This window comes from Candidatus Cryosericum terrychapinii (assembly GCF_003570925.1).
Taxonomy (GTDB): Bacteria; Caldisericota; Caldisericia; order Cryosericales; family Cryosericaceae; genus Cryosericum; species Cryosericum terrychapinii.
Genome location: NZ_QXIS01000004.1, coordinates 24242 through 37610, shown reverse-complemented (window position 1 = coordinate 37610; position 13369 = coordinate 24242). Strand labels below are relative to the sequence as shown.

At 54.4% G+C, this 13369-nt stretch carries 12 protein-coding genes; 10 read left to right on the top strand and 2 right to left on the bottom strand.

Annotated features, from left to right (window positions below; all coding sequences use genetic code 11):
* Nucleotides 1-293: 293 nt before the first annotated feature.
* The 7 genes from SMC7_RS00705 (at nucleotide 294) to SMC7_RS07300 (ending at nucleotide 7078) form a co-directional block, all read left to right on the top strand.
* Nucleotides 294-659, top strand: coding sequence for a hypothetical protein (locus SMC7_RS00705; protein WP_119088470.1), 366 nt, complete (start codon nucleotides 294-296; stop codon nucleotides 657-659).
* A gap of 815 nt (nucleotides 660-1474) precedes the next feature.
* The gene (locus tag SMC7_RS00695; RefSeq protein WP_119088468.1) at nucleotides 1475-2077 is read left to right on the top strand and encodes a hypothetical protein; all 603 of its coding nucleotides are present in this window, start codon (nucleotides 1475-1477) and stop codon (nucleotides 2075-2077) included.
* A gap of 1 nt (nucleotide 2078) precedes the next feature.
* The gene (locus SMC7_RS00690) at nucleotides 2079-4400 is read left to right on the top strand and encodes a hypothetical protein (RefSeq protein WP_119088467.1); all 2322 of its coding nucleotides are present in this window, start codon (nucleotides 2079-2081) and stop codon (nucleotides 4398-4400) included.
* Between the two features lie 252 nt (nucleotides 4401-4652).
* Nucleotides 4653-5333 (top strand): hypothetical protein, encoded by a 681-nt coding sequence (locus SMC7_RS00685; protein WP_119088466.1) that lies wholly within the window; start codon nucleotides 4653-4655, stop codon nucleotides 5331-5333.
* A gap of 103 nt (nucleotides 5334-5436) precedes the next feature.
* Nucleotides 5437-5796 (top strand): hypothetical protein, encoded by a 360-nt coding sequence (locus SMC7_RS00680; RefSeq protein WP_119088465.1) that lies wholly within the window; start codon nucleotides 5437-5439, stop codon nucleotides 5794-5796.
* Between the two features lie 10 nt (nucleotides 5797-5806).
* A complete protein-coding gene (locus SMC7_RS00675; RefSeq protein ID WP_119088464.1) occupies nucleotides 5807-6586 on the top strand; it encodes a helix-turn-helix domain-containing protein in 780 nt (259 codons plus the stop codon).
* A gap of 327 nt (nucleotides 6587-6913) precedes the next feature.
* Nucleotides 6914-7078, top strand: coding sequence for a hypothetical protein (locus SMC7_RS07300; RefSeq protein WP_207798671.1), 165 nt, complete (start codon nucleotides 6914-6916; stop codon nucleotides 7076-7078).
* 299 nt (nucleotides 7079-7377) lie between these two features.
* Here the strand turns inward: SMC7_RS07300 and SMC7_RS00665 are convergent, their stop codons facing one another.
* On the bottom strand, nucleotides 7378-7731 hold the full coding sequence (locus tag SMC7_RS00665; protein WP_119088462.1) for a DUF6884 domain-containing protein: 354 nt from the start codon (nucleotides 7729-7731) through the stop codon (nucleotides 7378-7380).
* Nucleotides 7732-7743: 12 nt separating this feature from the next.
* On the bottom strand, nucleotides 7744-8526 hold the full coding sequence (locus SMC7_RS00660; protein ID WP_119088461.1) for an iron-sulfur cluster loop: 783 nt from the start codon (nucleotides 8524-8526) through the stop codon (nucleotides 7744-7746).
* Between the two features lie 498 nt (nucleotides 8527-9024).
* Here SMC7_RS00660 and SMC7_RS00655 point away from each other — a divergent pair, with 498 nt between their 5' ends.
* The 3 genes from SMC7_RS00655 to SMC7_RS00645 all read left to right on the top strand — a co-directional run bounded on the left by SMC7_RS00655 (nucleotide 9025) and on the right by SMC7_RS00645 (nucleotide 13306).
* A complete protein-coding gene (locus SMC7_RS00655; RefSeq protein ID WP_119088460.1) occupies nucleotides 9025-11082 on the top strand; it encodes a BglG family transcription antiterminator in 2058 nt (685 codons plus the stop codon).
* 355 nt (nucleotides 11083-11437) lie between these two features.
* On the top strand, nucleotides 11438-12916 hold the full coding sequence (locus SMC7_RS00650) for a PTS transporter subunit IIC (protein ID WP_119088459.1): 1479 nt from the start codon (nucleotides 11438-11440) through the stop codon (nucleotides 12914-12916).
* Between the two features lie 27 nt (nucleotides 12917-12943).
* Nucleotides 12944-13306 carry a hypothetical protein gene (locus SMC7_RS00645; RefSeq protein ID WP_119088458.1) on the top strand — a complete coding sequence of 121 codons (363 nt, stop codon included), beginning with the start codon at nucleotides 12944-12946 and terminating at the stop codon, nucleotides 13304-13306.
* The last annotated feature ends 63 nt before the right edge of the window (nucleotides 13307-13369 follow it).

Here is a 13369-nt window from a genome sequence, read left to right as displayed (position 1 = left end):
ACGCGACACCCAATGTCGTAGCTGGAACCCGGGAAATAGCCTCGCGTGTTCACGGATGCCGCCGGATGACCCGTCGACAAGCATCAGACCAAGGCTCCGGCATCTCTCCATGGGACGCTGAGCCTCCAATGCTACATGAAGACCATCGCGCCGCCGCCTCACTCCAGATAAGCCTGCAGCGCAGACTTCATGGACCTCGTCGATAGGGTTGGGTCGCTCTGCAACGCTCTCTTCGAGAGCAACGCAGGGTTTCTCCTCGTCTCCACTGATTTTGCGCCCATAGAGTGAGTACGATGCCCTTTTCCTGGAGTGACTTCCTGAAACTGGCGGACCAGCTTGTCAATAGTGATGATGCGGAGGTGGCTGAGGCGTGTGTACGGGCAGCGACCAGCAAAGCATACTATGCAGCCTTCTGTGAGTGCAAGCTCTACGCCATGGATAGGTACGGACTCACTCCCGGGAATAGCTTTCGTGACCATGACGGGGTCCGGAAGCAATTCACCAAGCATGGCATGTCCTGCGTGGCTGCTGACTTGGAGATGCTACGCAATTGGCGAAACGCCTGCGACTATGATGAAGAAGTTGATGGTGCTGTTACCATGGCTCCGATTGCGATACAAAGAGCGACGACTCTGCTCAAGGTACTGAAGAAAAGCTGAGCCTCCGCCTGCAACAATTGCCTGGGTGTATTCGGCTCGTCTTGCGCGGCCTTCTTGCCCCCTCCACTCCTCCCAGAACGTCACTTCTTCGAAACCATGATATGGCCCCTCCCATTGAATGTTGCATGTTTCCAAACAAACCCTTAAGCCAGGACATCTCGCCCTTCCAACAGACATTTCGTCTTCCGGGAGTAGTCTGGTACAGAAGGGCTATAGATTCAAGAAACGATGTTCCTCTCGGACAGAGACATCGGCCTACCTCCAGTACTAGGCATTGACCAGCCATGGTCAGAATCCCTATGTTGCTCGTTCAGACCGTGGTTCAGGTCGAGTGGATGGGGTTAGATCGCGTCCCTAGGAAGGACGTCCAAGGTGTAGACGGTCTCGTTGCATTCGTGTCGCACCGAGAACTGCCGAGGCCACAGCCTCTCTCAGCAGCAACACTGCAGCAAAGCCTCGGACTGAACAGCGGCCGGCCCCCGATGGTCGCGATGCGTCTCGGGGAGAGGCTATTCAGTTAGCAGCGAGAGGACTTGCGACAACCGCTGAAGCGGCCTTCATGGGCCAAGCTTCAGTAGATTGCCAGAACACAGCAACAGTTCGCAGTGCACTCACAGTCTGGCAGATCATTGGGTACAGGAGTAGGTCCAGATGGGACGGGCATGACATGTCGGCGCTGGCAACCCCGCGGCCGCCCAGGGGCGACTCGTCACCTCTGCCGTGTCCACATCGCGGGATCTTGCGAAGACTGTGACTCGTGGTAGTGTGTTGTCACTGCGTGCTAGCAGCACAAGAAAGGCGTTGGGGTGTGAATTATGGGAGATACGGGATTTCGAGAGGAAGTTCTGAACGTCGAGCTTGCCCGTTTGCTTGCTGAACGGGGCGAAGTCACGCTTCCCGAGACAATATTCTCGCTTCATGCACGCAGGAACATGCCCGACGTATTCCTGCGATTCAACGGGTTAGGAGTAGTGATTGAAGGGAAAGTTGACGACAAAGCCAACGCCATGCGCGAGGTAGAGCAAAACGCACGCCAGCGAGTTGAAGTGGGTCTAGCTCACATTGCTGTCGGTTTGATCTATCCGGCGAGTCTCCGGACAGTTGGTAGCCTGAAGGAGCTGGGAAAGGCTCTCAAGACCGCCGATTTCCGTGTCTGCGTCGTGACTGAAGTCAATGCTCTTCCTGACGAACCAGCTGTCTGGCAGACAGGCAACATCGATTTCCTACAAAGTCTCTTCCACCGAGCCTTTGAGGATCTCGTGAAAGAGGATGTCGTTGTCCGTGCTGTGGTTGTTCTCGAGGATGGGATTGCGAGGTTTGCACGCTCTGTCCTCCCCCACCAAGCGGTTCTGGAAAGGTGTGCTCGCACCCTCGGGATTGGGGAGCCTCCAGACAGCAGGAACGAGCGGGAGGAGTAGGGTGGCTTCGGCGAGTTCGTTTGGTCGGAACGAGTCAATCGCCAAGATAGCTGGATTGACTATCGCAAATGCGATGATCTTTCAGGAGGTACTCTCTGAGCAAGACGAGAGGGTTAAACCCCTGCGCAGTCTGATTGATGGTCCAGACCTGCCTTCGGCACTAGTTGACCACTGGACCTACATTCTTGACAGCATCGACTACAAGCCGATCTTCGCAGTCTCGAGAGATCTGCTGCGTGACTTGCCAGCAAACAACGATGTGTCCGAGGCAATCCGCTCCATGGGGAAGAAAGCTCTTGAGATCGTTGGAGAGAGGGCTGCGCTCAGGCACGATCTGATGGGAAGAATCTTCCACCGACTCCTATTGCAAGCAAAGTACCTAGGAACCTACTACACCTCAATACCTGCAGCGACGCTGCTGTTGAAGACGGCACTCCGGCCTGCGATTTGGGGAGTCAATTGGAGCACCCTTGACGGAGACCCTGAGTTCCGCGTCGGCGATTTCGCGGTTGGCACAGGGACGCTTCTCATGGCTGCCGCCGAGTCGATAGTTGACAACTTCGTCGAAGCCTGTGGAGTATCGGGCATTATGCCGCGACTGGGGCATCTGCACCGGAATCTCATAGAGAACACACTCTACGGATACGACGTGGTTCCCTCAGCGCTACACCTGACAGCCTCCACGCTTGCACTTCGTTCTCCTGACGTCTCTTTCAACAAGACACACCTGTACTGCCTTCCCCTCGGATCCGACAATGCAGGGGAAGATGCTAGGCTCGGAAGCATCGAGTTTCTGGAGCGACCAGAAATCGAGTACAGCCTTGACCTGTTTGCCGTCTCTGCCGCCTCACCACGCGCCAGTTCAGCCGAGGTTGTTGGAGGTGGTGGCGATGTCAGTCGGGAAGTGGTTACAAGACCCACACTCGACCTCTGCGTCATGAATCCTCCTTTCACTCGCAGTGCCGGTGGAAACCTCTTGTTTGGGAGCCTCCCCGCCTCTCAACGTAGCGAGATGCAGAGGAAGTTGAGGGAGATCTCGCAGCGTTCGGGCTCTCTCTTCAACAGTACAGCTGGACTGGGATCTGTTTTTGTAGCATTGGGAGACAAGGCCGTAAAAGAAGGTGGACGGATGGCTCTCGTTCTTCCAAAGGCCTTGTTGTCTGGTATTGCCTGGTCACGGACGAGACAACTGCTGGCACGGAAGTACGAGCTCGAAACGCTCATTGTTAGCCATGATCCTGAGCGGTGGAACTTCTCCGAGAACACTGACCTCAGCGAGGTCATGCTCGTCGCACGCAAGAGGCGTCAAGAGGAGAACGGACAGCAAGGCGACGTCGTCTGCGTCAACCTGTGGCGCAATCCCCGTACCGGCCTGGAAGCCCTTGGCGTCGCCAACGCACTTGAGAGAACGAGACCGGCCAACCTAGGGCAGGGCCAGGGTTCTGGAACGCTCATTGTTGGGGGCAGGGACGTTGGACAATGCGTCTCCATAGCATCAAGAGAGTTGGTAGGCCTGCCAACATGGTTGCTTCCGTGTTCATTTGCTCAGTCAGAACTGACACGAGTGGCACATTCTCTCATCAATGGCCACGTGTGTCTGCCCAAGTCGACAACGGATGCCAGCGTTCCGCTGTGTCCGATGGGCGATATTGCGTTATTAGGTCCAGACAGAAGGGATGTACACGATGCATTCCGCCTCGCAAGCCACGAAACGGAGTATCCGGCTTTCTGGGGGCATAAGACTGATACCAATGTCTCGATGGTTTCGCGTCCGAATGCCTACCTCGAGCCTCTCTCAGCGCCCGCGAGCGGCCGAAAACTACGGGCAGCTTCGGACATATGGCCTCGTTCTGGCCGGCTGATGATGTCCGAGAGGATTTGGCTGTACACAACTCGAGTAGTCTGTGTCCTGCTGGATCGACCTGCTCTCTCCAATGTATGGTGGCCCATGGTGTTGCGTGGAGACCAAGAAGACGTTCTCGCCAAGTGCCTCGTGACGTGGCTCAACAGCACGCTTGGAATAGTCTCTCTATTGACGTTTCGCGAGGAGACTCGTGGACCTTGGGTGTCCTTCAAGAAGCCAATGCTGGAACTGACACCCGTCCTGGATATCAGGAAACTGAACCAGAAGCAGAAGCTCATCTTGAGTGATGCGTGCGACCGCATGGCAGATCAGAGCTTACTGACACTTCCGCAGATAGTCCAAGATGAGGTGAGGTCGTCCCTGGACTCTGCCATCGAGGAGGCTCTTGGTCTCAGTGGTCTGGCAGATTTGCGGGCAATGCTGTCTCGAGAGCCAGTGATATCTCAGGTCGCCTTGTAGTGAAGCTGTGACGGCAGAACTGGGGGCTGCAACTTTTCTTGATGATGTGATTGCCTATTCAGTCACCTACGGCTACGGGGTCGTTCTAGGAGTGTCCAGCACATGGCAAATGGGATCGATGAACTGGAGCGTTGCAGCAGGGAGTGGCGCTGGCACAAGCACAGAGTCCTGCCTCATCACGCAACTTGACCCCGATCTACACCTGGCCAAGGTGAACGTGTCACTCTTTCCACGAGGGAGGTGCAGTCTAACATGAACGATGGTGTCAATATCGTGAACATCGTCTCCAGTCTGAAGTCGCTCCGAGACGCCGTTATAGAGCTGTCGACGTTCTCTAGCACCAGAGTGTGGGCAGAAGTGTGGCCGGCGTTGATTGCAGCGCTAAGTGGCGCCTTCATCGGAGCCTTCCTTGCGTTCCTTCTCGAGTCCAAACTGCAACGTACTACCATCCGTCTCCAGACCGAAGCGCGCGCACTCTCCGAAACCACGGCCGCTGCTGACTTGTACGTCGATTGGCTCGACTGGGTCGCCGATCCCGCCGTGCTCGCGAGGAACCTCTTCGGTGTCGGTTCGCAGGTTGACGAGATCTCTATCCGCCTGACGATGGAGCAATGGATGATCACGAATCGTAGTTTCGATTCGCTGCACAGGAAACTCGAGCAGTATTTGGTCCTGTTCGGCCCCCGCGGCACAGTCACGGCCAAAGAACTGCGCGACTTTCACAATGCAATATTGGCCGACGTGACGGCCTTTCTTGATGACAAACACAACCAGCTGAAGCTGATGAACGTCGTCGCTTTGATCAGGCATGACGGAAACGATCCACACCCGGCCTTGGATACAGATGTCCGGGACAGCGTGTTGGCGCAGAGGGCCCGCGTGCTGGACATCCTGAAGCAGTGGCAACAGAAGTTGGTCAGGGAATTGACCTGACGTCTAACGTGTTGAGGTGACCGGGTAGAACTGGGCAACGATTGATATAAGAAAGCGAGAGTCAATCTTGACAATTACGACAATTTTGATATAAGGAGGGTGTGTGCCGATTGGCGTCGATTCTGGTTTCTGGTGCCCTCAATACATCAAGGACACAGTGCTCGAGATAAGGGCCTCTGAACGCAAGGAGTCCTGCAAGATTGAGGACAAGTTCTTCCAGATTGGAGAGGCACTAGCTGAGGACGGCGACATCCCGCAGGGATTCGCAGTCCTCTTGGACGGAACTTTCTCGGCGAATTTCCAGGGATACGCTTTCACTGAGCACGGCGAGACTTGGGAGGGCTTCTTCTGGACAGACATCAAGACCAGAGAGGTCATCTGTATATATCTGGCGAGACCCGCTGGAGGCAATGCCTTGGCTGCCGAGTCCAATTTGAAGCAGTTCAAGCTGAACTGGAAGTAAGGGGTGTGACATGAACGATTCACGCGACATTCAGCATAGTCGTTCCGACGAGAAGAGAAGTTGGATCGAGTTCTCCAAACAGCACGACGCGGAACTCGAGCGAGCTCGCGAGACAGATCCTGTGAGAGCCGAGCACAACCTGACTCTGGATGGGCAGATCGAGATGTCGCGCCTGCTATCCTATTTGCGCAAGTTGAGCGGTCTCACGCAGGAGAATGTCGCAGATCGTCTAGGGTCAAGTCAGGCTCAGGTGTCCAGAATGGAGAGCCCTGGGTACTCCGGGACCTGGCGGAAGATCCTGGAGTACTCTGAAGCATGCAATGTGGAGCTGCAGGTATCGATCAAGGAGAGAGGCTCGAGTGCGAGCGCGTCCCAGAAGACTCCGAGGACTCCCTCAAGCGAGAAGCCAAGCCTTTTTCGGACGGTCAAGGAGTTCCTCGACGCCACAGAGAGTCGCCTCAGCAATTCGTTGAGTCTTCAGACGGATCACAAGAACTACGTCATCATTAGTACTCCTAGTGCCGCTTCATCGGTGAACGTATATGCCTGTAAGAGTGGAGTCGGACGCCCGGGGCACACGAAGAAGTCTTCTTCGGTGCCCTACATAGGGATACGGCAACCTTATGTGCTTCTGTCGCCAAAGAAGTCGGGCGCAGAGGGCGTAGAAAAGCAGGTTCTGGGCCGCGACCAGAATGGGAGATTCATCGCACATCTTTTCGTGCCAAAGACGAAACCCAAGAAGGGCAAGGAACCCAGGGGATCCGTCGGAAAGCTGAAGCCAGCGAGGTAGACATCGAAATGCTCATTCGCCCCGAATGCAGAGCGGGCAGCCGAGGCGAGGAACTACGAGGGACGAAGCATAGAGTAATCTGGAATCGGGCTGCCGGAGAGCAACAAGGGGATGCAACAGATCTGTGGGATTCATTCCTCTCAGTCGATACGGACGAATCCCGCAAGAAGAACCTGGTGGGGTAGCACAGGATAGCCGTCAACCTGGAGCTCACGTTCAGTCGGATGTGGCTCGCAGTAGGGGAGTGTATCTATGTCTGCCGCGGGGCCTTCGTGGCCTGTCCCCCGTCTGGCCGCCAGTGCGCCGATCCGGTCAAAGAAGATCCGGATGCTGAGTCCCCGCGCTCAGTCTGACCTGCAGCACGCGCTCTACCTCGGCAAGACGTACCGGATCGTGAGTGTCGCCCCTCTCCCTTTTGGCGGGCTGGCCATTGCCTTGTCACCTGGTTGCATGGCCTTCCTCATGACATCACAGCAGATAGGCATCTTGTGATTCCTTTTGGGATATCCACCCACCAAGCGGTGCAACTCGCCTGACGTAACATCCACGAAGCTGGCCCTTGAGTCATTGAAGATTTGCCTCAACGCCTCGCAGAGTGTTTCCGTATTAACCGTAGCCGCTGGTTGTGCATCTGTCCTCGCTCGATGGCGTGAAACAGCATGTTGCAGCGTTACTGTCTTGGACCCTCCTCATCGACCAGTGCCCTCTCCACGCTTTGTACCGTTCATCATTGCCATTTGCTGACCGTTACGATAGCCCGCGAAGGGAGTGTCAATCTTCACTCTCATACCTTAGAAAGCCTCTCTAGTTCTCTCAATGTACTTGCTGCCTCCGACAACCGTAATCTCATCATATCGACCGAGTCCCTGCTCTTGCACTTGCTGCTTCAGCTCCGGCACAGATATCGGGCAAGTGGACGGGTCGTCGAAGGTCACGTTATAGGCGTTTGGGATGATGAAATCAGGGCGAATGAAACCGTACTTGGCCGACAGAATCATCCCATCGCACCCTTGGCTTTGAGCATACTTCCTCTTGACCGTGGCATACGAGCTGGTGTAGACATCTTCCGCCTTGTGTGGACCCGCCTCAGCGTGTTTCTTCCCCCAGATTTTGCTCTTGCCGCATCCAATAATGACAAGTCTCATGCCTGTCCTCCCCTATGCCAGCGATGTATGGTCGCCTTTTGCGTAGGCACAATGCGCGGCCCACTCGCAACTCGTACATGCTGGGTTCTGTGGTCTGCATTTCGTGCGGCCGAGATCCCATAGAATCAGGCCATAGATTCCCGGGTACTCCGGGTACATCTCCCGCGCGTGATAGATGACATCTTCAATGGAAGCGTCCTGTGGAACGAACCCCATCCTGGCGTAGACCCGCGTGACCTGAACGTCAGCCGAAATGTCGATTGAAGAGCAGTCAGCAAGCTCCACACGAAGGTCACGGTACAGTATGTTTACAGCCATGTTAGCAATCTTGGGGCCCATGCCACGGAACTCGAGGAAGCGGTGTACCAGGACCCGACTTGACGGTCGTCCGGCCCAGATTGCCCTGGCGTTTCCGTCGTATTCGTCGTTGATGCGGTGAATAGCTGCGTACATACTCGTGGCCATGAGAGCATTGAATCGGTGGAGGGGGCGTGGATGCAGCATGGCATACTCCAGTCTCTCCTCCGACTGCTGGAGGAGAAACGAGAACTCGAACGAACCCAGCCGTTCCTGTCTCTGCAACTCAAAGGGTATTCCCCACGCCTTCTCTGCGTTGACCTGTCGGTCCATCATGCAAGCAATGACGTACGCATGGGGATGTCCTTTGAGGTCTTTGACCAACTCATCCGCGGCGGCCGGCACTGCAAACGGATAGGAGATGGCCGGTTTGGAGAGTATGTCGAGAGCCTGTGCAGCCAATCCGTCATGGAGAATCACAAGATCTGCTTGTCCCACGATTGTTTCACTCCTTTGCCGGGCGCTCGCCGCGGCAAGTGCTACTCGTTCAACGACATGCGTTCGTGGATAATGTCCTGCAGAACCTTCTTGCATGCCTCGAGGGTCGTAAGGCTCATCCCTGTGTGATGCCCGGCGATACTAAAGGATGAGCTTCGAGGCGAAGCAGAGAGCCCCCTGGAGATGCTGTGTCCAATATGAGCATCTACATAAACCATCAAGTCGCGACTCGCTGGGGATGCTGTGATGCTGCCGCATGTCATGATGCACGGATGTTGGCCCTTCTGGAGATGTCCCCAGTCCTCCGTGCTTCAAGATGCTCCCGTGCTGTGGTCATGACGGGCCGAGTGTTCAGCATCTTCTTCTGACCTGCGGGTCGGCAGCGTGCCGTTATGCCGCAAGCGGCCTCTCACACGAGTTGGCAGATCCGGCATAGTCCTGTTCGAAGGAATCAACGAGCCCGTACCCGAACTCGCCAAATGTGGTATATTCTTGACTATGGTCGGAGTGAAAGGTAGGCACATAGAAGTCATTCTCTACCTTCTTGCACAGAAGTATCCAGTTTCCGCGTCCCGAGTATCTCAGGATATTGATGTGAGTATCAACACTCTCAGAAAGGACCTCCCTCACTTGAAGGACTTCCTAGGGGAATATGGGTTGTCGCTCCAAGTCAAGCCAAGGTTGGGCCTAGGAATAAGTGGCTCTCCCGAAGACATGGACAAGCTCAAGAAGAAGCTTGACACCCTGCGGAATCGAGTTCTTTCCAGAAGAAGGAGAATCTGGTCCATAGCAGGGAGTTTCCTTTCTGCAGAGAGAATCCCGACGATTGAGGATCTGTGCGGAATGCTTGGCATCTCCAGACCCACCGCGCTCAAGTACATACGTCAAGTCGAGGAGTGGCTTTCAGGAAGGCGAATCGAGGTATTCGCAAGACCTGGTTTTGGCTATTACATCCAGGGAGACGAAGAAGACATAAGAGACGCCACAATAGAATCCATCAAGAAGTTCCTACAATTCGATTTCCAGGCTACGGCTTTGGCGTTCGCGCAACGAAACCCGGGAGTTGCCCTGCCTGGAGTTCTCGAGAGTACAGACCTGGATTCAATCAGGGGCTTCCTGGATGAGGTTCAAACGCTTTCCGGGAAGAGATTTTCCCGAGAGGATCTGCTGAGCCTAGCGGTCTCTATTGCAGTATCGATTACGCGCATACAGGGAGGCCACGGAGTGCGCCTTGAGGCGAAGAGAGTTGCTGGAATCCTCTCCGACCCAATCTCGCCGGTCATAAGAAGGTGTGTTCGTACTATCGAGGATCGGTCTCAACTAAGGTTCACCGACGACGAGATCTCGTACTTGGTGCTGAAGTTCGTCGGCTCAAGAACCGAGGATATGGATGACACAAGAGACTCCGCAGTAATCTCGCAATTCGGGCAGATCGCAGAGGAAGTCGCACGGTTGACCAGTGGGTCATTGGGTTTGTCACTAGACAACAAGAATGAACTTGTCTCAATGCTTGCTCATCATCTCGAATCGGCAGTCACGAAGATCAGAATGGGCGCCAGAATAGAGAACCCCATACTCGGAATGGTCAAGAAGGAGTACCCCGTTGCATACGCTGTTGCAGTGGGAGCCTCGAGAATGATTGGGGACAGATTCCATCTAGGAATCCCTGATGAAGAGACAGGCTACATTGCGATGTACATCGCGGCGTCTCTGGAGAAAATGAGGCAGCCAAGTAAGAGACGAGTTGTGGTCATCTGCCCGATGGGCATTGCGACTTCCAGAGTATTGTGCTACAGACTGGCTGCCGACATCCCCAACATCGAAGTAGTTCAAGTTGGCTCCATTAGGGAGCTTGAAGATGGGACACTCACTCAAGAAGTGGACCTCATAATCTCTACGGCGCGGTTGCCAGCAACAAGGACTCCCTCTGTCGTTGTCTCTCCTTTCCTGAGAGCAGAGGACCAGAAGCTGATCAAGGGATTACTGGGCATGGGAAAAGCGGTACTGAACAGCGGGACAAGAGATGGGGGTATCTTCAGAGATGGGGGTATCTTCAGAGATGGGGGTATCTTCAGAGATGGGGGTATCTTCAGAGATGGGGGTATCTTCAGAGATGGGGGTATCTTCAGAGATGGGCTTGTCTTCCAGGGCACGAGGGTTGGTTCGTCACACGAGATCATAGAACTCCTCGGAAATGCTCTCATAGAAGGCGGCTTTGCAGAACAGGGATACGTCAAAGAAGTCCTATCACGAGAAAGCAGATTCCCAACGGGCATGAACACCGAGATCCCTATTGCTATCCCTCATGCTGGGTCAGAATTCGCAATCAGGGGAGGGCTGGCAATTGCGACTCTGGAGCATCCCGTGAAGTTCAAAGAAATGGGGCATCCAGAGAAGGTCCTGGATGTGCGAATCGTGGCAATGTTCGTCCTGACACCAGAGGGAGGGGGGAAAGAGACTTACGAGGTGATACGAAGACTGGGAGATCGTAGGGTGGCCGCTGAACTGCTGCAGTGCAGTTCCTCTCAAGAGATCAGGAAGCTCATCTTTCGATGATTTCTCTGTAGTCAAGTAAATACGGTATCCTTCGCTTCTGCATTGGTAGAATCTTGGTTGACAGTTCAGCGCGAACCGGCATCCTCTCAATCAGGAGCGTGATACGGATTCCGATGACGGCGGTGGTGCCAGGCAATCGGCCGGGTTGGCCGACCCAACAGAGTGGGCTTGGTTGCCGTTCGACGATGGAGTGCGGGATCACTGGGGGAGGCCCGCGGCGTTGAATGGCCAAGTCGCGACAGGGAGGTGAGGTTGGCTAAAGAAGGCATCGATGGGCACTGAAGAACAGCGAGCTGGACCAAAGCCACATAGTGCGTGAACAGAATCAGCCAACGCGAGACCAAGGAGGTGTAGCGTGAATGCAGTTAAGACGTTCGTAGACAGTGTCTTCGCAATAGGGCCTGTCGTGGTTATGCCAATCATTCTGTTTGTCCTCTCACTCATCTTCAGGCAATCAGTGGGCAAAAGCGCGAGAGCGGCTCTGATTGTTGGAGTAGCGTTCGTCGGGATAAACGCTGTCTTGGGGGCAGTGTTCGGAGCCATTATACCCGTTGTGAACAAAATGGTCGAGGTCTTTGGGCTAAGCCTGCAGGGGCTGGACGTCGGCTGGCCTTTGGCAGCTGCGATCATATGGGGTGTAGCCTTCTCCGTTGCTGTCATTCCTATTGCCTTTGTCGTGAATATCATATTGCTCCTCCTGAAGTTGACAAAGACCTTTGATGCAGACGTCTGGAACTTCAAGTACTGGGCTTTTGCAGCAGTCATTGTCTATCTGTGGACCAAGAATATGTTTCTTGCTTGGGGTGTAGCCATAGCTATCGAGATTATCGTCCTTAAACTGGCAGACTGGACGGCCCCCTTGACCCAGGAATTCTTCGGGATTCCGGGCACTTCATTGCCTCACATAGAGTCCGTGAACTGGGCTCCGATACACCTTGCAGCTGAGAAGCTGATTTTTTCAAGGATTCCGGCCCTTCAGAGAGTGAAGGCAGACCCTGGGACACTGACAAGGAAGTTCGGAGTCTTTGGTGAGCCAGTTATGCTGGGCTTCTACGTGGGCATTCTGCTGGGCATACTCGGAAGGCAGACTGTCTTAGGGACATTCACCGCTGGGATATACCTGGCAGCACTAATGTTCCTTCAAGGCAGAATGGTAGGAGTCTTGATGGAAGGGCTAATTCCCATTGCAAACGGGATTCACGAGGCCTTCTCAAGGATGAAGGGATTCGCGGGGAGAGAGATCCTTATCGGCATAGATGCAGGTCCGATTGGACTCGGCAATCCAACTGCAATCTTCGCTGGCTACTTGCTTCTACCCGTCGTAATACTGCTTGGATTCTTCCCTGGAAACAAGATCCTACCACTGGCAGATCTGGCTCTTCTGCCTTTCTTTGTCATGTTTGCTGCGGCGGCATCTAAGGGCAACATCGTGAAGACTCTTCTGAATGGTCTGATATGCTTGGTGGGCATTCTCTACATGACTAACGGTTTTGCTGTTCCGCTCACGGAAGCTGCGCACTTGGCCAAGTATGTCTTTCCCGTTGGCGTGGTATTGCTGTCCGCGCTTGATGTTGGCGCCAATCTTCTGATATACATCATGGTCATGCCGATTATCGCCTTTGCCACCGGGAAGCCAGCACTCGCTATTGTGCCGATCATAATGGGAGTAGTCTGGTGCTTGGCATGGTACTATGCGAAAGATCAGCCCGTGAAACTGGCGAAGGAACTGGAGGAAGAGCGGCAAGGCATCGACAATCCTCAGTTAGGCAGTGACAACGCTCAGCTAGGCAGTGACAACGCTCAGCTAGGCAGTGACAACGCTCAGCTAGGGTAGCAGTGGTTCAGGAAACCGCGGGAAGAGATGAAGGAACGAAAGTTCATCGTGTCTTTTGGCTCTGATGTCCTCAGAGGGAAGGATGCCCTTGACGTTGTCGACGGTGTCTTCGAAGGACTTAGGTACAGACGACTCGCAAACACTGCACACCAGAGAATGACTTTCGAAAGGGGCAGCAAAATTGCCACCTACATGGGACTTGTGAATACGGACTTGATCTACAGAAGGGTAGAAGTCGAAATGGTACGCGATGAGGGCAGAGTCATCTTGTCCTATCTCTTCTCGTGGTTCACGAATGTCGCAGTGCTCTTGACTGCGTCTATGCCAGAACTGAAGTTCTTGCAGCAGAAGTTCGGAGCAAGAACCCTTAAAGTGGAGAGGTTCAGGTAGCACTTCTCCCTGACAAGTGACTCGCCAGGGAGAAGCAAAAAGCAGAGCAAGCTGGGAGGATCG